The sequence below is a fragment of the Vibrio sp. RE86 genome, assembly GCF_013114545.1.
In the GTDB taxonomy this organism is placed as follows: domain Bacteria; phylum Pseudomonadota; class Gammaproteobacteria; order Enterobacterales; family Vibrionaceae; genus Vibrio.
Genome location: NZ_VTXI01000002.1, coordinates 365,491 through 389,539, shown reverse-complemented (window position 1 = coordinate 389,539; position 24,049 = coordinate 365,491). Strand labels below are relative to the sequence as shown.

The 24,049-nt window shown below is 44.4% G+C and carries 23 protein-coding genes; 12 read left to right on the top strand and 11 right to left on the bottom strand.

Annotated elements, in window-relative coordinates; translation table 11 throughout:
- Positions 1-113: 113 nt before the first annotated feature.
- On the bottom strand, positions 114-755 hold the full coding sequence (gene ompW, locus F0231_RS03960; RefSeq protein WP_171758407.1) for an outer membrane protein OmpW: 642 nt from the start codon (positions 753-755) through the stop codon (positions 114-116).
- 299 nt (positions 756-1,054) lie between these two features.
- Positions 1,055-1,987: an exopolyphosphatase gene (locus F0231_RS03955; protein WP_171758406.1), complete on the bottom strand. Its 933-nt coding sequence runs from the start codon at positions 1,985-1,987 to the stop codon at positions 1,055-1,057.
- 208 nt (positions 1,988-2,195) lie between these two features.
- Here F0231_RS03955 and F0231_RS03950 point away from each other — a divergent pair, with 208 nt between their 5' ends.
- On the top strand, positions 2,196-2,453 hold the full coding sequence (locus tag F0231_RS03950; RefSeq protein WP_171758405.1) for a DUF333 domain-containing protein: 258 nt from the start codon (positions 2,196-2,198) through the stop codon (positions 2,451-2,453).
- Between the two features lie 74 nt (positions 2,454-2,527).
- Here the strand turns inward: F0231_RS03950 and F0231_RS03945 are convergent, their stop codons facing one another.
- Positions 2,528-3,367 carry a YdcF family protein gene (locus tag F0231_RS03945; RefSeq protein WP_171758404.1) on the bottom strand — a complete coding sequence of 280 codons (840 nt, stop codon included), beginning with the start codon at positions 3,365-3,367 and terminating at the stop codon, positions 2,528-2,530.
- Positions 3,368-3,557: 190 nt separating this feature from the next.
- On the opposite strand from F0231_RS03945, the gene F0231_RS03940 reads away from it, so the two are divergent.
- Complete coding sequence (locus F0231_RS03940) at positions 3,558-4,928, top strand: L-serine ammonia-lyase (RefSeq protein WP_171758403.1); 1,371 nt, start codon at positions 3,558-3,560, stop codon at positions 4,926-4,928.
- Positions 4,929-5,014: 86 nt separating this feature from the next.
- Here the strand turns inward: F0231_RS03940 and F0231_RS03935 are convergent, their stop codons facing one another.
- The gene (locus F0231_RS03935) at positions 5,015-6,139 is read right to left on the bottom strand and encodes a carboxypeptidase family protein (RefSeq protein ID WP_171758402.1); all 1,125 of its coding nucleotides are present in this window, start codon (positions 6,137-6,139) and stop codon (positions 5,015-5,017) included.
- Positions 6,140-6,419: 280 nt separating this feature from the next.
- Between F0231_RS03935 and F0231_RS03930 the strand changes: the two genes are divergently transcribed.
- On the top strand, positions 6,420-7,895 hold the full coding sequence (locus tag F0231_RS03930; RefSeq protein WP_171758401.1) for a peptide MFS transporter: 1,476 nt from the start codon (positions 6,420-6,422) through the stop codon (positions 7,893-7,895).
- A gap of 78 nt (positions 7,896-7,973) precedes the next feature.
- Here the strand turns inward: F0231_RS03930 and F0231_RS03925 are convergent, their stop codons facing one another.
- From F0231_RS03925 to yjjG, 4 genes are all read right to left on the bottom strand, one after another.
- Complete coding sequence (locus tag F0231_RS03925) at positions 7,974-8,330, bottom strand: DUF3316 domain-containing protein (protein WP_171758400.1); 357 nt, start codon at positions 8,328-8,330, stop codon at positions 7,974-7,976.
- A 342-nt stretch (positions 8,331-8,672) separates the two neighbouring features.
- Complete coding sequence (locus F0231_RS03920; protein WP_171758399.1) at positions 8,673-9,266, bottom strand: cold shock and DUF1294 domain-containing protein; 594 nt, start codon at positions 9,264-9,266, stop codon at positions 8,673-8,675.
- 167 nt (positions 9,267-9,433) lie between these two features.
- Positions 9,434-9,640 carry a cold-shock protein gene (locus tag F0231_RS03915; RefSeq protein WP_171758398.1) on the bottom strand — a complete coding sequence of 69 codons (207 nt, stop codon included), beginning with the start codon at positions 9,638-9,640 and terminating at the stop codon, positions 9,434-9,436.
- Between the two features lie 68 nt (positions 9,641-9,708).
- Positions 9,709-10,383: a pyrimidine 5'-nucleotidase gene (yjjG, locus tag F0231_RS03910; RefSeq protein WP_171758397.1), complete on the bottom strand. Its 675-nt coding sequence runs from the start codon at positions 10,381-10,383 to the stop codon at positions 9,709-9,711.
- 210 nt (positions 10,384-10,593) lie between these two features.
- Here yjjG and F0231_RS21110 point away from each other — a divergent pair, with 210 nt between their 5' ends.
- From F0231_RS21110 to F0231_RS03900, 3 genes are all read left to right on the top strand, one after another.
- Positions 10,594-10,728, top strand: coding sequence for a hypothetical protein (locus tag F0231_RS21110; protein WP_301337894.1), 135 nt, complete (start codon positions 10,594-10,596; stop codon positions 10,726-10,728).
- Positions 10,729-11,013: 285 nt separating this feature from the next.
- Positions 11,014-12,162, top strand: a complete 1,149-nt coding sequence (yiaY, locus tag F0231_RS03905; protein ID WP_171758396.1) for an L-threonine dehydrogenase — start codon at positions 11,014-11,016, stop codon at positions 12,160-12,162.
- A gap of 146 nt (positions 12,163-12,308) precedes the next feature.
- Positions 12,309-13,040 carry a dienelactone hydrolase family protein gene (locus F0231_RS03900; RefSeq protein WP_171758395.1) on the top strand — a complete coding sequence of 244 codons (732 nt, stop codon included), beginning with the start codon at positions 12,309-12,311 and terminating at the stop codon, positions 13,038-13,040.
- A gap of 71 nt (positions 13,041-13,111) precedes the next feature.
- Here F0231_RS03900 and F0231_RS03895 read toward each other — a convergent pair whose 3' ends face one another.
- Complete coding sequence (locus tag F0231_RS03895) at positions 13,112-14,215, bottom strand: 1-acyl-sn-glycerol-3-phosphate acyltransferase (RefSeq protein ID WP_171758394.1); 1,104 nt, start codon at positions 14,213-14,215, stop codon at positions 13,112-13,114.
- Between the two features lie 188 nt (positions 14,216-14,403).
- Here F0231_RS03895 and F0231_RS03890 point away from each other — a divergent pair, with 188 nt between their 5' ends.
- From F0231_RS03890 to F0231_RS03875, 4 genes are all read left to right on the top strand, one after another.
- Positions 14,404-15,006 carry an AraC family transcriptional regulator gene (locus tag F0231_RS03890; RefSeq protein ID WP_171758393.1) on the top strand — a complete coding sequence of 201 codons (603 nt, stop codon included), beginning with the start codon at positions 14,404-14,406 and terminating at the stop codon, positions 15,004-15,006.
- A 94-nt stretch (positions 15,007-15,100) separates the two neighbouring features.
- Positions 15,101-16,969 (top strand): methyl-accepting chemotaxis protein, encoded by a 1,869-nt coding sequence (locus F0231_RS03885; protein WP_171758392.1) that lies wholly within the window; start codon positions 15,101-15,103, stop codon positions 16,967-16,969.
- Positions 16,970-17,343: 374 nt separating this feature from the next.
- Entirely contained in the window at positions 17,344-17,985 is a 642-nt protein-coding gene (locus F0231_RS03880; protein ID WP_171758391.1) for a DsbA family oxidoreductase, read from the top strand.
- Positions 17,986-18,285: 300 nt separating this feature from the next.
- Positions 18,286-19,206, top strand: coding sequence for a M14 family metallocarboxypeptidase (locus F0231_RS03875; RefSeq protein ID WP_171758390.1), 921 nt, complete (start codon positions 18,286-18,288; stop codon positions 19,204-19,206).
- Here the strand turns inward: F0231_RS03875 and F0231_RS03870 are convergent.
- Positions 19,201-19,989 carry a helix-turn-helix domain-containing protein gene (locus tag F0231_RS03870; protein WP_216611968.1) on the bottom strand — a complete coding sequence of 263 codons (789 nt, stop codon included), beginning with the start codon at positions 19,987-19,989 and terminating at the stop codon, positions 19,201-19,203. The genes F0231_RS03875 and F0231_RS03870 overlap by 6 nt on opposite strands.
- Positions 19,990-20,088: 99 nt before the next feature.
- On the opposite strand from F0231_RS03870, the gene F0231_RS03865 reads away from it, so the two are divergent.
- Positions 20,089-20,988, top strand: coding sequence for a DMT family transporter (locus F0231_RS03865; RefSeq protein WP_171758388.1), 900 nt, complete (start codon positions 20,089-20,091; stop codon positions 20,986-20,988).
- A 127-nt stretch (positions 20,989-21,115) separates the two neighbouring features.
- The gene (locus tag F0231_RS03860) at positions 21,116-22,027 is read left to right on the top strand and encodes a GGDEF domain-containing protein (RefSeq protein WP_171758387.1); all 912 of its coding nucleotides are present in this window, start codon (positions 21,116-21,118) and stop codon (positions 22,025-22,027) included.
- Between the two features lie 83 nt (positions 22,028-22,110).
- Here the strand turns inward: F0231_RS03860 and F0231_RS03855 are convergent, their stop codons facing one another.
- Positions 22,111-23,928 carry a hybrid-cluster NAD(P)-dependent oxidoreductase gene (locus F0231_RS03855; protein WP_171758386.1) on the bottom strand — a complete coding sequence of 606 codons (1,818 nt, stop codon included), beginning with the start codon at positions 23,926-23,928 and terminating at the stop codon, positions 22,111-22,113.
- Between the last annotated feature and the right edge of the window lie 121 nt (positions 23,929-24,049).

Genomic DNA, 24,049 nt, shown 5'->3' with positions numbered 1-24,049 from the left:
GAAGTTAATGTTCCCGACGCGGACTCCGAATACATTAGCGCAAACCAACTCCGTTATTACTAAATTGTAGTTGCAATAACGGGGCGGACCATACATTTTTATTGACGCAGTAATTAGAACTTGTAACCGCCACCGATCATAAATACCCAAGGGTCGATGGATACATCTGTGTGGAATTGGGTATCGTTCAGTTTGTAAGATGCCGTTGTATCAATATCCGCATACCAAACCGATGCATTCACAAACCAATCTTCGTTGAGCATATAGTCCATACCGATATTAGCCGCTAGACCCCATGAATCATCAAGGCTCAGGCTGTTCAAACCAATGTCTTGAGCACCTTGGTTTAGTGACTCATCAAAGAACACTGTGTAGTTAATACCTGCACCAACATATGGGCGGAAATCACTGCTCGCATCTCCAAAGTAATATTGAACCATAAAGGTTGGTGGTAGGTGTTTAGTTTCTGCAACTTCACCTAAGCCTGTTGCCGAAATTTTGTGGGAGAATGGTGATGCAGCAAGCACTTCAAAGCTGATGTTATCGGTAAACATATAGCCAAAAGTTAAGCCCAGTTGAGTATCAGAGTCCACTGAGAATTTTGTATTTGCATCACCAATAACCGCGCCACTATCATCATTCGGCGATACCGTAGCGATACCTGCACGGAAGATAAAGTCGCCTTCTTTGTGCGCGAAAGCGCTAGCTGAAGTTAATACGGCAAGAATTGTCAGGCTTAAAGTTGTTTTTTTCATTCTAGATTTCCTTTCGTAGGGTTTTGTTTTATTGATTGCAGGAATCTTTGTTATTTGCGCCGCAAAGTAGCACATAAAAACCATACAAAATTGAGGGAAATCAATTTGTGAAATTTATTGAGTATGCAATTATATTTCTATCGTAGCGATCACTAAATTTTGCAACATTATTGACATTCATGTAATGCAACTTTTATGTTCATCACGCAACAAAAAAGCCCCCGAAGGAGCTTAATGTTGGTGAAGTCACTGATCACTGGTTCGCGATAAGCGTCTAACACATATAAAAAGATTTGGTTTTAACCGTCAGCAGTGATCGCTTTAATCAACTCTTGCTGCACAGCTTCCGCTTTGTCATTGTCAATTTGGCACGTACCTGCTGCTTTGTGACCACCGCCACCGTACTTCAGCATTAATTCACCAACATTGGTTTTTGATCTTCTATCAAAAATAGACTTACCAGTAGCAAACACCGTGTTTTGTTTCTGGAAGCCCCACATCTTGTGAATCGAGATATTACAGTTAGGATAGAGAGCATAGATAACAAAACGGTTACCTGCGTAAATAACCTCTTCACCCGTCAAATCAAGAAAGACCAAGTTATCATGAACGGTTGCACAACGTTGAATCTGCTCTTTGAACAGGTTTTCATGCTCTCGATACAACTCAATACGTTCTTTAACATCAGGTAATGCCAAGATCTCTTCGATCGAATGGTTCTTACAGTACTCGATAAGATCCATCATTAGGTTGTAGTTTGAGATACGGAATTCACGGAAACGCCCTAAACCTGTGCGAGCATCCATAAGGAAATTCAGTAGATTCCACCCTGTCGAGTCCAGCACTTCATCACGGTTAAACTGGGCAGAATCGCCTTTGTCTACCGCTTCCATCATACCTAACCATTCGCTTGGGAACGTTTTCTCACCGCCATAGTACTCCCACACCACACGTGCCGCAGAAGGCGCATCTGGGTCAATAATATGATTTTTACGCTCGCCTTGATTGCGAATCGTTTCAGAGAGGTGATGGTCAAAAACTAAATGGGCGTCTTTGACATAAGGGAGATTAGTGACGATGTCATTTGAGGTGATTTCAACCACACCATCTTGCATATCTTTAGGGTGGACGAATTTAATATCTTCAATTAGGTTTAGTTGTTTTAGCAATACTGCACACACTAAACCATCGAAATCGCTACGAGTTACAAGTCGATGTTTTTGCTCCGACATCTGGCACTTCCTATGCATTAGAGACTAGTTAAAGTATTCAATACCTTATTATAACTAGTGCGAATGTTTCAAGCCTTGTTCCAATACTATGCGGTTCAATATCTTATAATTTTAGACTTCGATTACTTTTTGACAAATCCAAGACAGAAATTTTCTCAATTCCTCCTATACTCGATATGCTACCGATTGATTCAATTGAGGAATTTTTATGAACAAAGCATTTACCATCTTAGCGATGATCGGCGTGGTGAGTTTAGTGGGTTGTGCAAGTGAGCCTGATGAGTACGAAGTGAAAGAATATACCTCAATGGCAAACCCAGCTGCTGTCTATTGTGTTCAGCAAGGTGGAGAGCTTGATACCGTCAGCGAAAATGAAAAACGCATCACTTACTGTGTATTATCAGCGGAAGAACGTGTAGAACAGTGGGAATACTACCGCAACAGCCAGAAAAATGAGCAAAGCTAAGCCACTCGTTTAACACGCTGGATTGCAATAAAAAGGGAGCTGAATGAAGGCTCTCTTTTTAAATCCACTCAGCTCTATAGTTCAACGCTATCACGCTCTGGGTCAAACTGACGATTAAGCCAAGTTAATCGCTGATTAAGAACCGCTAACTGATCGCTTATCTGCTTTTCATCTGCATTTGGTGTGGTTTCTTCGACTGCCTGTTCTATCGCTACAATCGCTTGGCTCACCTCACCATCAAAGTTCATTGCTTTAAGCTCATGGAGAGCACGCTTGGCTATCTGATACGGTTTATCGCGTACTTCACACAGTTTCCTCGAAAATGCGTTGGCTTTTACCCCCTCAAGATACACGCGGTAGGTAGTGAGCTCATCGCTCAACAAAAAAGCTTTTCCTCGAACGCAATAATGAGGATACGGTGCGACGCAGTGATCCTTTAGGTTTGTGGAAATAGACAAGTTAAGCCCCGTTTGCGCACACCTCTGTTTAAGGACACGCAACAGACCCTGCTCGTCCATTAAGGTTTGTATTTCAAAGATTCTTTGTAGGTGGTAATCGTTAGAGACAAACGTCACCTTGATCTCTTGGCCTGAATGACAAAAGCCACTCTCAATCAACTTGTCAGCAGCGTTACGAATATTTTCAATGGTGTTGAGGGATTGGTCTTCAAGGAGAACATTGGCTGGTAGATCTAAAGAAGTCGGCTTAGTCTGCTCAAAATATTGCCAAAGCGCTCGTGCTTCAGAACGTGTTTGCCCTAAGGTCACACCGCCGCAAAACACCAGAGCCATCTGTCTACTATCGACATTTTCAAGCAGCTTGATTAATGCGTTGACTCGAGACTTCCCTTCAGCAGTTAATTGATCGTCCACCAAGCGCTTGCCCAGTATAAGTACCACATTCAAAACGTTCATTATTTACTCATGTCTCAATTATTCCTACTAATTTACTCAGGTACTGTACAAGTATTCACTTTGTCGTTAGCTTAGCAAAGGTTAATATTTTGTTATTCCGGCTTAGCCAAGTCACGTTCGCTGACAAGCTGCCATACTAGTAATTAAAAGAGCCTGACACACGGGCCACAAGCAACAGGAAGTAAAGTTTATGCTGTCGATATTTGATATTTTCAAAGTGGGAGTTGGCCCTTCCAGCTCCCATACTAACGGGCCTATGCTCGCAGGTTATCATTTTACCCGCCTTCTGGCGTCATCCATTAGTAAAGTTCACCGTGTACAGGTTGACCTGTACGGTTCACTCTCTTTAACGGGTAAAGGTCACCACACAGACCGCGCTGTTATCCTTGGCTTACTGGGTAATAAACCTGACACCATAAAAATGGGTAGCGCCAAACAAGCCTTAGCCAACACGATAGACGAAGGCTACCTCTGTTTGGCCGGTGCGCATACCATCAATTTTGGCTATGAGAGCGACATCCTATTTCATCGTGATAACCTTCCGTTGCATGAGAATGGTATGACTATCACCGCCTACGACTCTTTAGGCACTCAACTGATACACGAAACATACTACTCTATCGGTGGCGGTTTCATTGCGACAGCCAAAGAGTTAGAGAATGGCGGAAGCGAAAGTAGCGTTAAAGTGCCATTTCCTTTTACCAGCGCCGATGAAATGCTCGAAATGGCCGAAAAGAATGGCCTCAGCTTGGGCGGGATGATTTTGCAAAACGAGCAAAACTTTTTCAACCAAGACGAAATCACTAGCAAGGCTGAACAGATTTGGAAGGTGATGTCACTGTGTATGCAGCGCGGCTTTGAAACAGAAGGGATTTTGGAAGGTGGTCTAGATGTCACCCGCCGCGCCCCTAACCTTCTTAAAAAGCTGGAAGCAAATGCAGCAATCGAAAACGATCCTATGGAAATCATGGATTGGATTAACCTATTCGCTTTTGCAGTCAGTGAAGAAAACGCAGCAGGTGGTCAAGTCGTCACCTCTCCGACAAACGGCGCTGCAGGTGTTATCCCTGCGGTTCTGATGTACTACCACCGCTTTATCAAAGAGCTAGATACTAAGCAGTTAAAAGATTTCTTAGCGGTCGCTGGTGCTATTGGTATTCTCTACAAAACCAATGCGTCTATCTCTGGAGCAGAGGTAGGTTGTCAGGGTGAAGTGGGCGTTTCATCTTCTATGGCTGCCGCTGGATTAACGGCTTTAAGAGGTGGTAGCAACGAGCAAATTTGTATTGCCGCTGAGATTGCAATGGAGCACTCGTTGGGAATGACCTGTGACCCAATTGGTGGTTTGGTTCAAGTGCCATGTATCGAACGTAATGCGATGGGTGCAATGAAAGCGATTAATGCTTCTCGTATGGCGCTTAAACGCACCAGCAAATGCCTTATCTCATTAGATAAAGTGATCGCTACCATGTATCAAACGGGTAAAGATATGAACAAAAAATACCGTGAAACGTCACTTGGTGGCTTGGCGGTGATTCATATGTCCCCACCATGTGAATAAAGCCACGCGAACAATGTAATTCGTCACAATAAAAAGAGCAGCGTTAATCGCTGCTCTTTTCGTTTAAGGGGTTCAAAGAAGCGTTCTTAAACCTTATCCACTACCGCTAACGTTGCAGCCAGCGTATCGTGTCCAAACTTAACGCTGCGCTCCGGTGACCAACCATACAATGGATCTGGGTAGTCGTTATTGTCTTTAAACGGCATCTCGATGGTGTAAGACAGACATTTAAACTGCTCACCAACCCAGTTAGACCCTACCGTTAGATTCGCTTTGCCTGGTTCATCTTTATCGTAACCGAATTCATCTTGAAACTCTGGCGTCACAGTATGAAGCGCCTGTTTAAATAATGTTTCAAGATTCGCTAAACGCTCGTCATAAGATGGAATACCTTCAGAGCCTGCAGCAAAGTTATATGGGATGGCTTCATCACCGTGAATATCCAAGAACATATCTACGCCCGTTTCAAGCATTCGCTCACGAACCAAGTAGACTTCTGGGCTGCGCTCCATTGAAGGGTTTTGCCACTCACGGTTTAAGTTAACACCGATCGCGTTACAACGTAGATGGCCTCGGATCCCACCGTCTGGGTTCATGTTTGGAACGACATAAAGCACGGCATTTTCAAGCAATGCACGCGCTGTCACGTCATCTTCATCCAATAGGCGCTGAATCAAACCTTCCATGAACCACTCAGCCATGGTTTCGCCTGGATGTTGACGAGCGATCAACCATACTTTCTTCTTGCCTTCTTCTGGTTCACCAAAAGTGAGCAAGCTCATGTCATTCCCATCCAGAGTCTGACCAAGCGTCTCTAGGTGGCAATGGTGAGCAGATTGTGCCATGTGCAGAAGATCAAGGTGGCGATCGTAAGTATAGGGAGCAAAGTAAGCAAAATAGATAGAGCTACGCTCAGGAATAACAGTGAATGTTAGTGTATCACCATCAAACTCAGCAGGGATACGGAACCACTCTTCGCGGTCGTATGAGGCAACAACGTCATAGCCTTTCCAACCTTCAGGGTAGGCAGAGTTCTTAAGATCAAGCAGCGAGATTGTGTGCGATTGTTCAGCTTCAGTCTCTAGACGGAAGTGGAACCATTGATAAAATTCAGATTGATTATCGTTAGGGATTTTGAGCTGAATTTGCTCTTTGTTCTCGATGCTAACGACTTCAATGCTACCACTATCGAAATTACTAAAAACCTTCATTGCTTTACATTCCTTATACATTTAGTACAGCTGTGCGGGAGGCTAACACAAACATAGCTCCCAAAGTATCGCTTTGCCGCCTCTTCTCATCAAAGATTTGAAACAAAACTTTCTCACGCAAACGATTTAGATCAATTTCATTATAAAAATTTATGCGAATTTGAGAAAATTTCGTGCATCAAATATGGATTCTGCGATAATTGTTTCAAAATACAACATACCACATCTAATTAATTATTTAGATGTTAATTCTGTGTTATACCAACAATGTGAGACTATTATGTGGAATAAACTCAACAAATCAATGATGTTCTGCCAAGCGATGTTTGGCCTATCATTCTATGGTGTAATGGTAATTTTGACCCGTTTCTTCTTAGAAGATCTTGGGTATAGCGAAGCAGACACTATGATGGTTGTCGGAGCCTTCTCTTCTATCGGGCCACTATTTGCGATTGCGGGCGGCTTTATAGCAGATAAATTCTTAGGTGCCTACCGTTCTTTGACGATTGCTTATGGTACGTTTGCGACGGGTTACACTTTACTGGTTCTTGGCGCATCAGCGACCAATGTTCCAATGGCTTTAGTGGGTATTGCACTAGCAAGTTACGCGCGTGGCCTTATGTCTCCTTCTTACCCAAGCCTCTACAAACGCACTTTTTCTAGCGAAGAAGACTTTGAAAACGGTTACCCTGTGAACTACTCGGTGAACAACGTCGGTGCCCTACTAGGCCAATACCTGTTCCCAATGTTCGTACTTGTGATTGGCTTCCACGGCAGTTTCACCTTGTCAGCAGTAATGGCAGCGTTTGCTTTTGCGGTTCTTGTTGTCTTCAATAAACAACTAGTCGGTGTTGGCGCAGAGATTGATCAACAACCAGTTAGCACTAAAAACTGGGTAATGTTCCTTGGTCTTTCAGCTGCGATGGTAGGTTTGGTCTTCTTCATGTTCTCGAACATGGATATTGGCCAAAACATCGTTTACGCGATTGGCGCTGCAGCGATTTTATACTTCATCTCTCTGATGTTTAAATCAGGAAAATCTGATGCATTGAAGATGGGTACAATTCTTATCATGACGGTATTAACAACGTGTTTCTTTGTTTACTACGGTCAAATGATGACGTCTATGACGATGGTAACCATTAATACTATGCGTGGTGACCTGTTTAACCTGATTCCAATCGCTCCTGAAGCATCAATGGCAATGAACCCATTGTGGTGTATCGTCGCAGGTCCGGTCATTGCCATGACATTCTCTTCTCTAGAGAAAAAAGGCATTAACTTCTCGACGGCAACGAAGATCGGTTTTGCTTTCATCTTCACAGCTATCGCATTCGGTATTCTCACTATGGCAGTAATGAATGTGGGTGAAGACGTCATTATTCGTCCAGAAGTGTTCTTAGCAATCCACTTCTTCCAAGCGTTCGCAGAGGTGATTGTGGGTAGCCTAGTGGTTGCATTCATTCTGTCGGTAACGCCAAAACACATTGAAGGCTTCTCGGTTTCACTCTTCTCTGTAGCGATGGCGCTATCAGGCATCGTTGGTGCGGTTTTCTCTACGTCTATCGCGCTTGAAAAAGGCCAAGAGATCACCCAAGAGGTTGTTCAGACAGTCTACGGTGAATACTTCCAATTATTAACCATTCTTGCGGTCGTGATGGTTGCGATTGCACTTATCTCATCGGTTATTATTCGTAAAATGCTTGAAGCTGCACGCTCTGACGAGCAACCAGAAATGGTTAAAGCAGAAAGCTAATACCATGAATAAAACAAAGCCCAAGCAATCGCTTGGGCTTTTCTGTTTTCGTGCTAGCAAAAACTGAATTCGTATATATTAGTCGCGATCACGAGCTTTATATTCATAGCTCACATTGATCACTGGTTGATAAGCAATACTACCGTCGCTTGTTACTATTTCATTTACTGTTACATGCGAGTCGCGTAACTCAAACGAGTTGACGTCAACTTGATTGTTTGATGAATAATGCACAGAACGGCTTAGTTCATAAGGAGATTTTTCGTTGATCTCCATGATCATTGTTTTACCAGCCGCTAAAGCCGCATCACGCGAACCAACAGCTTCACCGTTCATCGATTCACTACTAATGATGGTTTGTGATGCGCCACCTAAACCTGCGACTGCCACTGAACTAAACAACATTACGCTTGCTAAACTCATTACCTTAATCATAACTGACTCCTTGGTTACCTTAATACTCCACTGTGCGTAGAGTCATTTCAAAACGAGCCCAAACTCCGCTGCTCGAATATCTAAATGTTACGTATTAAAAGACCAGAAAGAATTAAAATTAATTGCACTTGTTATTCAAATAATTCGAATTTAATAGAGGGTAATTTCTTACACAGTTAGTAAGGATAATTCGGTTTATAATATGCATTCATTGCAATAAACAAATTTTTCAATGACTTATTAGTTTGACTTAGAAATAAAGAAAGGTACCAATGGGTACCTTTATAGAGTATTTAATTATATAGGTTGCAATAAATATCATAACAATTGTTGGTTAACCCTTTAACTAACACGCAAGCTGTAGATGAACTGCTGCAAAAATAGCGCTCCTTCCGCAGTCAATAGCCAACAAAACAGCATAATATTGAGAACTAACGTCGACCAAAATAAGAACTTGAAGCCTAAATCATGATACTTGTGATGCATGAATGACTGAGCAAATAGAGCGCCAACCCACCCACCCAAAAGATTCAGAATATGGAAACTGATTTCAGGAATACGCCAACCACCGACAAGCATCGCATGCTTATCTAACGCGTACACAATATAAGTCACCATGCTAATCGCGAGATAGAAAACACAGGCTATTAGCGGAAAATCGAGTAGAAATACACTGCCAAGTAAAGCACTGCAAAACCAGACGGCGATGGCCAAAGAGAAATTGAAAATGATAGGTCGTTCGACGTGGATGGCTCTCATACCACCTTCACTATCAGATCCTAGCCGGAAAACAACAGGTTCACTGACACATGGCACCTGAGAGGAGTTTTGTAAATCACTGATATGAAAGCGAATCTGGGTATCTTGATTAGCAACCGATATGTAGCCATACCCTTTGCTCTGATCCCAGTGTGCAATGGTTCCTTGTATTGACATTATGGATTCCTTACCTAGCCTGTTGGACTATTTTGCCCATTATTTAGTATGTTTCTTAGTATCTATAGCACACATAAGATACTACACACATATACAAAATCCATTTCTGTCTATTTTTTGACCTGGGACACGAATTGGCGAAATTCGAGAGAGTGTTACTTTAGTAACTAAGAGAGGTGGATGTTGAGTGCAAGCTGACACCCATGCGCATCGCTTTCGATATCAAACTTTACTGAATCATCGACATGCGGAAATGACTGTGCGCTGCACATATCTCCGAGATGAAAAAACACGCGCTGATGCCCTATCGCCTCTTCAATAAATCCGTATCCGTGCTTTGCATCAACATCGACTATTTTTCCTTGAACTGACATAATCACTCTCCAGCCTTTATTTAGTAATCGGTTGTACTCAATAAAGACTGGTTCAGATCAATACGAGGTTAAGCGACAAGTATCGCCTTTAACTCATGTAATGAAGCAACCGTATAATCGGGGCTAATACTTGGATCAGCCGAAGCTCCGAAACTATTTAACCAACATGTTGCAATACCCGCATTAATCCCGCCAACAATATCGGAGTGTTGGTTGTCACCCACCATAAGAATCTTACTTTTACACGGCATACCCATCTGTTCGAATGCATGATGGAAAATACCTTGATCGGGTTTTGCAATGCCGACTTGTTCAGAAATGATGACGTGTTCAAAATAGTGAGTCATATCGGTACGCTCTAAACGAATCGCTTGTAATTCCGTAAATCCGTTAGTGATGATGCCCATTTTAGCGCGACCGTGGATAGCTTCCATAAGCTCTCTCGCCCCAGGTAACAATGTACATATGTCCGCCATCGCTTCCAAAAAGGCACTATTTAGTTCTGCCGTTGTGGTTTCAAGCTTATCTGCCCATTCCTGGAAACGGGTATGTTTGAGTTCATCAGCACTAATGGTGCCGTTCTGGTACTCAACCCAAAGAGGCTTATTGACCGTTTGATAGTGATCAAAATCCTGCTCAGTAAATGTGACGCCTTTGCGCGAAAACATGAGTTGCATTCCTTTGAACGCATCAAAATGAAACAAGGTTTCATCTGCGTCGAACAAGATCCAATCGTACTTCATCTGCTTCTCCTGATGTTTAGGCGCACTAGTCTAAAACTTTGGTAATAAAAAGCGAGATCTAACAATCGCCTATAATCTTCAAGGTTGTGATCGCAAACTCAATATACGATATCGGTTCCACTACCTAGCCTAAAAAATGACCTAAGACAACGCTCGTTCACATCACAAGGGTGACACTGACACCGTCGCTCACCTCAATAGGAGTTGTCTATGAAGCGCTTTTTTCCATCCAACGTGATGCTTATCCCCTTTGTTGTCAGAAATTATGCCGATGATGAACAAGAAGAACTTATCGACGAAACGATAGAATCTCCCGAGCTTCCTGATCCCCAAGCCGATGAATAATCAACCAAAGTTACATTGGTGCGCTCTGCTATTTCTCCCTTTATAGCGGCGCATCAATCTCAGAGATACACGCCCTTCAGTTTAAAAATATCCGCAAACGATTGCGATAAGTCATTAAAATTTAACAACTTTCCATGTTGTAAATATGCAACATGAGCCACTTCACAATTCATTATGGAATATACCACTTTCGGGTGGGTTAATTGTCCAAGATCAACATTGAGATAGGAATAGTTATGCGAATCTAAATGCAGTTTCTAAATCCTATAAGAATGGAGCAATCCAATGACAAGTGCATTTTTCATCCCTACAGTGAACTTCATGGGTGCAGGCTGTTTAAAAGACGCAGCAGATAGCATTCAATCACAAGGCTTCAAGAAAGGTCTTATTGTTACTGACAAAATTTTGAACCAAATCGGCGTTGTACAACAAGTTCAAGATTTGCTGTCAGAACGAGACGTTGAGACTGTGGTTTTTGACGGCACACAACCAAACCCAACGATCAGTAACGTAAATGCAGGCTTAGAGCTACTTACCGATAACGACTGTGACTTTGTTGTTTCGCTTGGTGGTGGGTCACCTCACGACTGTGCGAAGGGTATTGCACTTGTTGCGTCAAACGGCGGAAAAATTGCTGATTACGAAGGCGTTGATCAATCGGCTAAGCCAATGCTGCCACTGATTGCGATTAATACAACAGCGGGTACCGCTTCTGAAATGACGCGTTTCTGTATTATCACTGACGAAGATCGTCATATTAAGATGGCGATTGTTGATAAGCATACAACACCACTTATTTCTGTTAACGATCCCGAGCTTATGTTGGCAAAACCTGCTTCTCTGACAGCAGCGACGGGTATGGACGCGCTAACGCACGCTGTAGAGGCTTACGTTTCTATCGCAGCGACACCAATTACTGATGCTGTCGCAATCAAAGCAATCGAACTTATTCAAGCACATCTGCGCACTGCAGTAGAGAACGGTGACGATATCGAAGCTCGTGAGCAAATGGCTTACGCTCAGTTCATGGCAGGTATGGCATTCAACAACGCGTCTCTAGGTTATGTACACGCTATGGCGCACCAACTAGGTGGCTTCTACGACCTACCACACGGTGTGTGTAACGCGATTCTTCTGCCACACGTACAGCGTTACAACGCACAAGTATGTCCAGAGCGTCTACGTGACGTCGCGAAAGCAATGGGCGTAAACGTAGAAGGCATGTCTGGTGAAGAAGGCGCGGCAGCAGCAATCGACGCTATCGTCGTCCTAGCGAAAGATGTTGGTATCCCTGCTGGTATCAAAGAGCTGGGTGCGAAACTAGAAGACATCCCAACACTTGCAGATAACGCACTGAAAGACGCTTGTGGCTTCACGAACCCTAAACAAGCGACTCACGAAGAAATCTCTAAGATCTTCGAAGAAGCAATGTAATCAACAGAGTTCTTTTCCTTGTAAGTTGAGCCTCCTTCGGGAGGCTTTTTTGTTGCTTCTATTCCAATAACGCAACCCACTTCATAAAGTGATCGCTTGCCATTCTCATTTACGTACTACACTTCTACGACAAATGGAGGTGTTCTATGAAAACGTGTTTAGCTGGGATGTTAGCAATATTTAGCTCTGTAACCTTTGCGGGAGTAGATAAAGTTTACAATGTAAATGGTAGTGAATACGAGGGCTACTGGGCAAAAGTAGATGACAATGCTCCCCTTGTTCTACTGATACATGACTGGGATGGTTTAACCGACTACGAGATGAAAAGAGCGAAGATGCTCAACGATTTAGGCTATAACGTTTTCGCTGCGGATCTATTTGGGAAAGGCGTAAGACCAACCGAAGTAAAAGATAAGAAGCAGCATACTGGCGAGCTGTACAAAGACAGAGAGAAGTTACGAGCGCTAATGCAAGGCAGCCTAGAGTTTGCTGCGTCGTTAGGTGGCAATACCGATAACACCGTAGTGATGGGTTACTGTTTCGGTGGAGCAGCTGTTTTGGAATCTGCACGTGCAGGACTACCAGCCAAAGGCTTTGTCACTTTCCATGGCGGGCTCTCTACTCCGGAAGGACAGTCTTATGCTGAAACGACCGCGCCAATACTCGTGCTTCATGGAACAGCAGACAGCGCGATTCCTATGTCGCAGTTCGCAGGGTTAGCCACAGAACTTGAACAGGCGAACGTCAAACACGAAATGATCACTTACAGCGGGGCACCGCACGCCTTTACCGTATTTGGCAGCCCACGTTACCGTGAAGACGCTGATAAGAAGTCTTGGGCTAGCTTTACTCAATTCTTAGCGACTGCTACAAACTAAAACCACCCCGCACCAATCAAAAAAGCCTTACAAAATCTGTAAGGCTTTTCATTTAATTAAACGTGATTCGTTTACTGAGGCTGATTTTTAACTGGGTTAGCATAACTTGCTACCAAATAAGGTTGAGCACCCTCTGGTAGCTGTTTCAGCTTATCCGTTAACGCTGCTTTCACTGATGACTCAACGTCTTCGTTACCTGCAGCAAGCTCGTTAATTGGGAACAATTTGTAATTAGCATGAACTTGACGATCAATCTCCTCAGCCAATGCATCTGGCGTTTCAAAATCTTGCTCGATTACATCACCAAATGCCACGTGAACACGGCCTTTATCGCCAATGATTCCTTGAATAATGCTTTCAATATCTTCGAATTCGCCTTTTTCGTAGCTACCTTCAGAGGCTTTAGCATGCAACTCGACAGCTTTTGCAATATCACAAGGATCGTTTTCATACGAGATTGCGACTGGCACGATTTTCAGTGATTTCACATACTCAGGGAAGGCAACTTTCTGCTTACGTCCTTCAACATGGAACATCTTCAAGATAGCAGGATCGGTGAAATCATTACCATCTTTAGCGCGACCCTCTTTCTGCGCAATCCAAATTGAATGCCCAGTATCTAAAGAGTGTTTGATATAACCAGAAAGCGTACCGAGAGCTTTCATCATCTCACGCGGGCCTTTTGCGGAGCGTTTTACGATAAAGCTCTTATTTAGCTTCATCAATTCAGTCGCACAAGGCTTTTTCAGTAAGTTATCACCGATGGCAATGCGCACTGTCTTATGACCATTCTGGAACAAGCCATAGTTAACCAATGCAGGATCCATCGCGATGTCACGGTGATTTGAGACAAATAAGTACGCCTGTTGAGGATCCAGTTTTTCAAGGCCACTGTAGCTCACGCCTTTCGTGGTCGATTTCAAAGTTTGGTCTAAGTACTTTTTCACTTCTGTCTGAATAGTCTCAACTGAATTCAGCTTGGACCATTTCATTTTGAGGTAGATTTTCACCACAGGTGACATTAAAGCTTTAAACCAACCAGCATGGTTTGAAAAACGGTGTTGAAGAATCGCGCTGATGAACTCTTCATCGTTTACTAAGCGATCAATCGCCGCTGGGATCTCATCGTCATTATATGGACGAATCTCAATAAATGGGTCTGTATTTGTCGTCATTATTTTAATCGTTAAATAGAAAGCGCGCCTATTCTACGCATAGAAACGTCTCTTGGCAGCTATAGTTCTCGCAGAAATAGTAAGGTCAGACCAGAATATTTATTAGAAATTGAGCAGTTGATTGCACAAAGTTGGCTTTTGTATCAAGAAGCGTTAACCTTAGCGCCCCAAAACTAATGAGCGACACCATGCACTACGCGATTTCTTATCAGACCGAACTTAATGAATTTCTTGTTTGTACCTCACGCAAAAAATCATTAAAGCATCAATTGATTTGCGTCCGTGAAGGACTCGTGTTGGTAAAGCTGGGGAAACAAGAGCATGCCATTGAACCCGGTCAGCACTTTTGGCTGCCTTTTGATACGCTAACTTCACTGACGATGACACCAAACAGTCGAGTAAGCCGTGTCGAACTCTCATCTCGCGTCGCTCATGCACTTCCACAGCAAGCGGGCTTTGTAAGCCTTAACGAGTTGACTCACGCATTACTCAATCGCCTTGAAAGCTACCACGCAGACAGAGAAAAGCATATAGACCTACTTGCTGTCCTCCGTCAAGAGCTAACAGAACTCACTCCAAAGTTAACCAGCAGCAAACTTGCCCAGCGTATTTCCCAGTGGCGCCCAGACACAGAATCGGACTTGCCTGCCGAGCTTCAACTGGCGCTGAGAGTCAGAGAAGCTAACAAACTCATGCAGTCAGGGAAGAAACGTCCTTTTGTTGTTGAAACACTATTTGAAGGAAACGACACCCTATTTGCAAGTTTGGAAAAAGCGGTCTTAGGGCGCTAAATCGTAGAAAAGTACTAATAATTTCTGGCTGAACACTCATTTCATAACTATAGATCTATAGATAATCCATTTATCTATAAGAAAGGATTCAGAAATGAAATTCAGCCATAAGATTGTTGCCGCCTCCTCGATCCTTCTGCTGGTAACCGTCACTCTGCTTACTCTTCAACAATACTATACCGTCAAAAGTGAGATCGAAGCGCAAGTCACTTCAAGCGTTACCGAAATCGTTGATGGCGTTCGAGACACTACCGCAGCCGAAATTAATGGACGCAAAGCCATTGCCGCCTATGCCACCAGCATGCTTGAAGTTGACCTTTCACCAGGCGCGGTAACCGCCGTCATTACTCGCCCTATCGTTAAAGAAACGTTTTTGTTGGCTGGATTGGGCTTCGAAAAAGATGGCTCAAACATCAACAATGACCCTTCATGGAACCCTGGACCCACCTGGGACCCTAGAGTCAGACCTTGGTATATTGATGCTAAGAACTCCGGCAAACTTGTGATTACCGCACCATACGCCGATTCCGCGACGGGAGAGATACTGGTCTCTATCGCGACCCCTGTTCGAAACAAAGGCCAATTCATTGGTGCCATCTTTTATGATGTGAGTTTAGCGGCACTGGCGGAAGTCGTTAACAAGGTGCACCTATTCAACGCGGGATACGTATTTATTGTCGCCGGTGACGGCACAACCATCGCCCACCCAGAAAAAGAGTTCAACGGTAAGCCAATGGCGGAGTTCCTTGGTAACGCGCCTATTCAAGATGAACCGCAGCACGCAACCATTGACGGCCAAGAATATACGCTAGATTTTTCGAAAGTACCGGGGGAAGATTGGTACATCGGCGTGGTACTCGATGAGACCATCGCTTACCAATCGTTGTCAGACTTACGCAACAGCTCGATCATCTACACCATTATTGCTCTTGTGATCAGTATTGTGGTGCTTCTAGTTCTGATCCGCACTCTAATGAAACCACTTGATACACTTAGCGATGCCATTCAAGACGTAGCGACGGGGCAAGGTGATCTCACCCAACGCCTTAATACCAATACCGACAAAGAGTTCTCTATCTTGGCGTCTGGTTTTAACCAATTTACCGAATCACTCCAGCAACAAATTACCCAATCCAAAGCGATCGGTTCAGAAATTCTGCGCGGATCTGAAATGACGTCCATGGGGCTTCAGGAATCAGCATCCGCAATGCAAGAGCAGCTCCATGAACTTGAACAGCTCGCTACCGCAATGCATGAGATGGCGACGACTTCGGGTGATGTGGCAAACAACGCACAAGGGGCAGCCGCAGCAGCTCAAGAAGCGGACGATGCCACCAGCCTTGGAACAAGCGTAGTAAGCGAAACCACTGGAGCTATTGATAACCTCTCACAAAAAATCGATGAGGCGGTCGAAGAAGTTAAGGTCTTGGAATCAGCGACTGACAATATCGAAACCATTTTGAAAGTGATTAACGATATTGCCGATCAAACCAACCTATTGGCGCTAAATGCAGCGATAGAAGCAGCGCGCGCGGGTGAGTCAGGTCGCGGATTTGCGGTGGTAGCCGATGAAGTCAGAACCCTCGCGCAGCGTACTCAAGAATCAACCACTGAAATCCGCAATATGATTGAGCAACTTCAAGCTGGCGCGAGTTCTGTGTCCAATGCCATGAACATGAGTAAAAGCACCGCAAGCAATGCTGTTGAACGTGCGCAAGAAGCCAATGTTGCACTGGAAAGTATTCGTGATGCGATTCAACGAATCAGCGACATGAACATACAAATCGCCTCCGCAGCAGAAGAGCAGAGCCTCGTTGCTGAAGAAATCAACAACAACACTGTGAAGATTAAAGATCTGTCGACTCAAGTGGCTGATGCAGCGGAGAACGCCAATATTGCGATGCAGGCTCAGACGGAAAATATTCGTGAACAGGACGCGATACTCAACAAATTCACCGTCTAAGCCTTTATTGAGACACTTGTGTACCAAGATCGCAAAAAGCTGTCCCTTGGGTAAAAACGCAGCAGAGAGAAAGCTATACTCAGGGTCTGTTGACCTTTTGAGCTGATTTTTGCAGCAATTTGTAGGTTCTTTATGCAAGGCAGAGGCTTTGAGGTGTAGTTGCCCTACCTGATAAGCCGATAACGCAGTAGAAAGGGCCTACAAATGCTGCCCTGAGGGTTCGGCTAAAAGCGTTTTTCTCTTTGTTGAGCGGTATTTGCTTAGAATAACTAGGCTACAAACCTCTCGCCGCGATAAAAACGCTTTTATCTCGAACAAAATTCAACCACAAAAGGTCAACAGACCCTAGCCCATCGCTCATTATGGATCGCAGCATGAATAAAATTCGAATAGATATTGTCTCTGATGTCGTTTGCCCTTGGTGCATCATCGGCTACAAACGACTAGAACAAGCACTCATGGTCGTTGCTGACGATGTGGACGCTGAGATTCACTGGCACCCATTTGAATTAAACCCAGCGATGGGCTCAGAAGGACAAAATCTCAGAGAGCATTTACACGAAAAGTACGGCACGACGACAGAGGCCAGTATTTCAGCAAGAGAAACGCTAACCACGCTTGGCCAAGAGGTGGGGTTCGACTTTTCATTCTCAGATGAGATGCGTATTTATAATACTCGTAAAGCTCACCAACTGCTGATGTGGGCCCAAAGTGAAGGGAAGCAGTTCGATCTTGAACTTGCTCTGTTTCATACCTACTTCTCAGAAAACAAAGATGTGAGCAACGACGACGTTCTTGTTGAGTGTGCGGTCAGCGTTGGTCTGAATGAATCCATCGCGAAAAACGTTATCACTGACCCTTCTTGGGCAGAAGCCGTCGCATCGACAGAACAGCAGTGGCTCGAAGCGGGCATTAATGCTGTACCTGCCATCATAATCAACCGTAAGCACCTCATTTCAGGGGCACAGACATCGGATCTATTGGTTTCCGCAATCAATCAAATCATCCAATCGTAGCGCGGTTATACCTCTCCTTCTAATGTGTCAGAACTCGGTTAATCTTCCGACTTCTGACACATAGTATTTGCGCCAGTGCTGCGGGCACACTATCCTGTTTCTCGATCTAATACCAATCGGGATAAATATGTGATCAGATGATTGCGCAGGAAAAATCGTTTAGAGCAAGGCATAGATTGCAGCTAGCTAGTTGACCTACGTACAAAATCTATAACGATGCTATCAGCGATTTTAACCAGCAAGAATGACCAGATATTTGTTCTGGTTGGTATACAACTCAATAATAATGAAGGCAAGGTAATGCGCAGTACTTACACTTATCCAATCGGCACTCCTGGTGAAAAATGGGGCGACGCTGAGCGAGTTGCTTGGCGTGAGCAAACCACCATCAAACGTGAATACCAACAAGAAGTCGTTCCTAAAATTAAAGCGTTAGCTGAGCAGTTCTCTGTCGAACAATACGGTGCACTCTCTTACGATGAAACGCGCTTCCCACTATTTTGCATCAAGACCAATAACTGGGATGACACAAAGCCAATCGTACTGATCACCGGTGGTGTTCACGGCTATGAAACCAGCGGTGTTCATGGTGCGCTAAAATTTGCTGCCAACGAGATGGCTCGATACTCAGAACAGTTTAATATTGTTGTTGCGCCTTGTGTTAGCCCTTGGGGATACGAAACCATCAACCGCTGGAACCCGCTAGCACTGGATCCAAATCGCTCTTTCTACCAAGACTCTCCAGCCGAAGAATCAGCCAACCTAATGAAATTGGTTAAGTCACTTGGCAAAGAAGTGTTAGTGCATATCGACTTGCATGAAACCACGGATACCGATGAAACTGAGTTCCGCCCTGCTCTAGCCGCTCGTGACGGCATTGAATACATCGAAGGCATGATCCCTGATGGTTTCTACACCGTTGGCGACACAGAAAATCCGCAACCTGATTTTCAAGCGGCGGTCATCGAATCCGTCTCTAAAGTAACGCACATTGCGCCTGCTGATGACAAAGGCGAAATTATTGGTTCTGCCGTTGTTCAGCACGGGGTGATTAACTACCCAATGATCAAGCTTGGCCTGTGTGGCGGTGTAACAACTTGCACGTACGGCACCACGACAGAAGTTTACCCAGATAGCCCGAAAGTGACCGACGAAGAGTGTAACGATGCTCAGGTAGCCGCAATCACTGGCGGACTCGACTACGTGATCAGCACATTATAGTAGCCGACTTTTATACTGCTCCGGGGTTTGCCCGGAGTACTTCTTAAACATGGCAATAAACGGGCTAGCTTGGTTATAGCCTAAGGTCAATGCCACTTCTTTCACAGAGTGCCCTTTTCGAAGCAGATCCATTGAGAAAAGATAACGCACTCGTAGTCGCCACTCGGTAAAGCTCATTCCCAATTCGGCTTGGCAATGACGTGCTAAGGTTCTTTCTGTGGTGTGTACTCGCTCAGCCCATTGAGAAAGACTGGTATTGTCTATTGGGTTCTCTTCTACAGCAGCCAATATCTTAGCCAGATATTTATTGTCGGTTGATGGCAGAAAGTGATGCTGAGTGTCTCGGGTTGCTAATTGGTCGAGCAGTACCTGAACTAAGCGCTTATCTTGCTCACTTTGTGCAACATTGATTGAGCGTTGGCGAAAATCATCCACGATAGCAGACACAATCGGTGTCACTTTAATTAGGCTTGTACAATCGGGAAAGTGTTCAGTAAGAGATTGAGCAACGTTAAGAGAACAATAGGAAATCGGCTTGCGGTTAAAACTGGTATGCATCACCCCAGCAGGTACCCAAATTGCCAAATGAGGTGGGGCTAAAAATCGCGTGTCTTCCGCTTCCATTTCTAAAATACCGCCACTAATAAGCTGAACCTGCCCCCATGGATGGCTATGCATGCGGGTTTCAGTATTTGATAGAAATGCCTCAAAATTCATAAATACATCTGATGGTGCTTTATCAATTGATAACGACGGGTGAAGGTGCTTTACCGACTTTCTCAAACTTGTCTTCCTATGACTCAAAATGTCTTTACAACGATACATGCAATTATATAGACCTGCCAGACTATGTACTATCAAAATTATTGCGATGGTGTTCACATGGTCTATCTACTTCCACTACTGACGGTCTTTATCTGGGGCGGTAACGCTATCGTTAATAAAATGGCCGCGGAAAGTATTGAACCTAGCGCAATGAGCTTCTACCGCTGGTTTCTAGCCATCGTCATTTTGACGCCTTTTTGTTTACCTAAAGTAATTAAACGCTGGCAGACCATACGCCCATACCTTGCGAAACTCACTTTCTTGGCAATGCTAGGCATGGTGCTCAATCAGTCTCTCTCATACTACGCAGGTCTAACGACCACAGCGTCTAATATGGCCATGATCACCTCTTTGGTCCCTCTGATTGCTATTTTCATGAGCGTGCCAATTCTGGCTAAACGTATCTCTCCACTGAGTATTGTTGGTGCTGTTATCGCATTATCAGGCCTTGCTTTTATGCTCGGTAAGGGCGATGTCGCTTTCTTCCTGCACCAAGACATTACTCCAGGCGATGGTATTATGGTGATCGCTTCTATTTGCTACGCCGCGTACTGCGTTCTGCTTAAGCGTTGGAAAATGCCACTCTCCAATTGGACTATGGTGTATATGCAAGGGTTGCTGGCATTAATCATGCTCACACCTTTATGCTTGACAAGCGACCAGCTCATACCAAGTAAAGCATCACTGCCACTTATAGCTTATGCCGGTATTGCGGCGTCAATCGCAGCACCGTGGATGTGGGTAAAAGCGATCGACCTGATTGGTGCAGATTCAAGCGCAATGTTCATGAACTTAATGCCGGTTGTAGCGATTACTCTTGCTGCGAGCTTACTTGGTGAAGAAATTCATAGTTACCATCTTATGGGCGGGCTTCTCGTGATTAGCGGCGTTATCCTTTCTCAGCTCAAATTTAAGCGTAAGAGCACAATTCCACTTGAAAACGTCGAGCAGGCTTAACACATCCAATAAATTAGGTATATGTTTATATAAGAAAGGCGTTGCACTAAAGCTGATCAAAACACTCTAATATAAATACTCAAAGGCAACGTCGGTTGGCTAGATCTCACTTTCGTCAGGAGATCTTATGATTGAATTGGAGCGCATCGAAGACATATACAATCAGGACCATTTCACGCTTCATGAAGCGGTACTCAATGAGCTAGGCTCTTTCGTATTTGTTAAAAATCGCAAAGGAGAATACCTGTACGCCAATCAACTGACGTTAGAATTATTTAATACCACGTTGGAAGATTTGATTGGCAAAACCGATTATGACTTTTTCGAAGCTGAGCTAATACACGACATTCTTGAAAGCGATAATACCGTTTACTCAACGGGAGGTTCTGTCGTCAATGAAGAGCGTACCAAAGCCATTCCCGATGGAAAAGTGCGCATTTATCGAGCAATCAAGAAACCCATCATTAGCAGCCTAACCAACCAAGTCATTGGCTTAATTGGTGTATCTACCGACATCACTGACATGGTGAGTATGAGGGATAAACTCGCAGTACAAGCTAGTACAGACGAACTGACGAAACTGTGCAACCGCCGCAAGCTTTGGGAGTATTTCCTAGACGCTTATCGACACTCGCAAAAAATGCATCAACCCCTTGCTTGTATTCTCATTGATATCGATAACTTTAAAAGCATCAATGATAATTACGGTCACGATTTTGGCGATCGCGTCATTGTAGAACTTGCCGATATCATTCGTGCGAACATGAGGCCAACCGACTGCTGTGGCCGGGTCGGTGGAGAGGAATTTCTCGTCGTTCTCAACAACACGACGACTCGTGCTGCTTTCGATATTGCTGAACGTTTTAGAATTGCGTTTCAATCGCTCTCATTTAAAGAGGTTGCCCCTTCCTTTTCCATCTCATGTGGCGTCACCGAACGGTTAGAAAAAGACTGTGATTTCATGGATATGTATCGACGTGTTGACCAAGCGCTGTATGACGCCAAAGGTCAAGGTCGCAATCAAAGCGCGATTCAATAACCTTGTCGCGAGATACAAAAAAGCGCACTAAAAATTCAGTGCGCTTCTTGTTAACTAACAGCCTAGATTACATAAAAACGTGTTTAGGAAACCACTTCTACATCGGTTTCAGGTACACAACAACAAGCCAGTACAACACCCATATTGCGTTCATGTTCTTGCAATGCAGGTACGTCTGGTTGATGTACCTTGCCGGACTCTACCGTCACCTTACATGCACCGCACAGCCCTGCTCGGCAACTGTTCGCAATTGGCGCGCCTGCATCTTCCGCTTGCTCTAGCAGTGTTTTTTGATTATCACCACTAAAGACATGTCCATTGACGCTTACCGTTACTGTTTTAAGCGCTTTTTGGGCAACTTGGCTAACACCGAACGCTTCTTGATGATAGGCCTCTTCAGCCAATCCTACTTTAAGTAGCAAGTTCTTTGCTTTCTGCATAAAGCCATCAGGGCCACAAACGAACGCTTGTCGTTGGTTTAAGTCTTTGATTTGTTTTAGGTGAGCTAACGTTAAACGCCCTTTTAAGCCGAACCAATCTGACGGTGCCTGAGACAAGGAAATTAATACCGTCAAGCCTGAGTACTGTTTACGTAACGTATCCAACTCTTCTTGGCATGGAATGTCCTCAACCGAGCTACATTGATGGTAGAACACCACATCTTTAACCTGATCATGGTCTGCTAGATAACGCAGCATAGAGAGCATCGGAGTCACACCACTACCAGCGGATAGGAGCAGTAAGGGTTGATCATGCTTATCGCCTAAATGGAAGCTGCCATCAGGTTGCTCACACACTAAGCTATCACCGATATTAAGATTGTCCGCCAGCCAATTCGACACTCGGCCACCATCAATACGTTTTACCGAAATCGCCAAACGCCCAGGTCGTGATGGGCTCGAAGAGAGCGTGTAACGTCGCGCGATGGTCTCACCATCAGCCTCAATCGTGATTGGTAGATGTTGCCCCGGCAGATAAGCAGGCGTATCACCGTGTTGAGGCTCTAGCCAAAACGTTACGAAGTCGCGCGCGATTTCTTCACGTTCAACACAGGTCATCGTCAACATTGGCGAGCCATTGTCTGGGTAAAACTCTTTCTCTTTGTACTCTAGAACTTCAATTGGGTCGTATTGATTCACCACACCCTCGTTCACAGCGACAAGGTTTTGCCCAAAGAAGACCCCGCCTCGTTCGTTTGCTCGGAACTTAGACAGCGTATTGAGTGGTTCTTTGCTGGCTCTAAACTTGCCTTTGTTCACATCAACTGTGGTCAATACACATCGCTCACACGGTTTCACGGCGACAAACTCGACTTCTCCGATACGAATGCGCTTCCAGCTGTCTTCCTCAAAAGGTTCAGTGCCGGACACCACAAAGTTAGTTCTGAACTGATCCATAGAGTGATTTTCAGGGCTTCGGCGGTTTAGCTCTTCTAGAGACGCTTCGCTGATCACCAACATTGGGTAACCGTCCGCAAAGCTTACGTTGTGACCCAGCTTTTCACGAACTCGGTTAGATTGTTCGCCACTAAACAGCAGCTCAACTCTCTGTCCTAATACTTGGCTAAACCAATCGTCCGCTTCATCTGTGGTGGTGTAGGCGGTGAAATTGTCTTTCCAAACCTGCGCTGGTGCTTCTTGCATTTTGAAGTCTTGGTAGCGAATACGTAGAGATGGGAAGCCTTTGGCAGAGAAAATCACTCCGTCAGGAGATAAGCTAGATTTGACCAATACCATCTGAGGGTATTTACGTGCGGTCACCATCGCGCCATCGGAAAGTGCAAGCATGAAGCGTCGGTCGAACATCAACCCTTGTTTTTCAACCCATGCGGAAGAAAGGGAGATACCACCGACCGATTTTACAGGAAATACATTGATTTGAGAGAGAGTTGAGGCTGACATTGCTAATCCTAAGCTGCGTGTAATTATAGTGCTTCACATTATACCTAACATCACAATAGTGTCGTCCCTACATTTCCCTAATCTGCTATGTAATCCCTGCAGTATCTTCTCAAAAAGCTGA

Coding starts and splice junctions, on each gene's coding strand:
- ompW (WP_171758407.1), bottom strand. CDS start 755: ATGAAAAAAACAACTTTAAGCCTGACAATTCTTGCCGTATTAACTTCA.
- F0231_RS03955 (WP_171758406.1), bottom strand. CDS start 1,987: ATGTCGGAGCAAAAACATCGACTTGTAACTCGTAGCGATTTCGATGGT.
- F0231_RS03950 (WP_171758405.1), top strand. CDS start 2,196: ATGAACAAAGCATTTACCATCTTAGCGATGATCGGCGTGGTGAGTTTA.
- F0231_RS03945 (WP_171758404.1), bottom strand. CDS start 3,367: ATGAACGTTTTGAATGTGGTACTTATACTGGGCAAGCGCTTGGTGGAC.
- F0231_RS03940 (WP_171758403.1), top strand. CDS start 3,558: ATGCTGTCGATATTTGATATTTTCAAAGTGGGAGTTGGCCCTTCCAGC.
- F0231_RS03935 (WP_171758402.1), bottom strand. CDS start 6,139: ATGAAGGTTTTTAGTAATTTCGATAGTGGTAGCATTGAAGTCGTTAGC.
- F0231_RS03930 (WP_171758401.1), top strand. CDS start 6,420: ATGTGGAATAAACTCAACAAATCAATGATGTTCTGCCAAGCGATGTTT.
- F0231_RS03925 (WP_171758400.1), bottom strand. CDS start 8,330: ATGATTAAGGTAATGAGTTTAGCAAGCGTAATGTTGTTTAGTTCAGTG.
- F0231_RS03920 (WP_171758399.1), bottom strand. CDS start 9,266: ATGTCAATACAAGGAACCATTGCACACTGGGATCAGAGCAAAGGGTAT.
- F0231_RS03915 (WP_171758398.1), bottom strand. CDS start 9,640: ATGTCAGTTCAAGGAAAAATAGTCGATGTTGATGCAAAGCACGGATAC.
- yjjG (WP_171758397.1), bottom strand. CDS start 10,383: ATGAAGTACGATTGGATCTTGTTCGACGCAGATGAAACCTTGTTTCAT.
- F0231_RS21110 (WP_301337894.1), top strand. CDS start 10,594: ATGAAGCGCTTTTTTCCATCCAACGTGATGCTTATCCCCTTTGTTGTC.
- yiaY (WP_171758396.1), top strand. CDS start 11,014: ATGACAAGTGCATTTTTCATCCCTACAGTGAACTTCATGGGTGCAGGC.
- F0231_RS03900 (WP_171758395.1), top strand. CDS start 12,309: ATGAAAACGTGTTTAGCTGGGATGTTAGCAATATTTAGCTCTGTAACC.
- F0231_RS03895 (WP_171758394.1), bottom strand. CDS start 14,215: ATGACGACAAATACAGACCCATTTATTGAGATTCGTCCATATAATGAC.
- F0231_RS03890 (WP_171758393.1), top strand. CDS start 14,404: ATGCACTACGCGATTTCTTATCAGACCGAACTTAATGAATTTCTTGTT.
- F0231_RS03885 (WP_171758392.1), top strand. CDS start 15,101: ATGAAATTCAGCCATAAGATTGTTGCCGCCTCCTCGATCCTTCTGCTG.
- F0231_RS03880 (WP_171758391.1), top strand. CDS start 17,344: ATGAATAAAATTCGAATAGATATTGTCTCTGATGTCGTTTGCCCTTGG.
- F0231_RS03875 (WP_171758390.1), top strand. CDS start 18,286: ATGCGCAGTACTTACACTTATCCAATCGGCACTCCTGGTGAAAAATGG.
- F0231_RS03865 (WP_171758388.1), top strand. CDS start 20,089: ATGGTCTATCTACTTCCACTACTGACGGTCTTTATCTGGGGCGGTAAC.
- F0231_RS03860 (WP_171758387.1), top strand. CDS start 21,116: ATGATTGAATTGGAGCGCATCGAAGACATATACAATCAGGACCATTTC.
- F0231_RS03855 (WP_171758386.1), bottom strand. CDS start 23,928: ATGTCAGCCTCAACTCTCTCTCAAATCAATGTATTTCCTGTAAAATCG.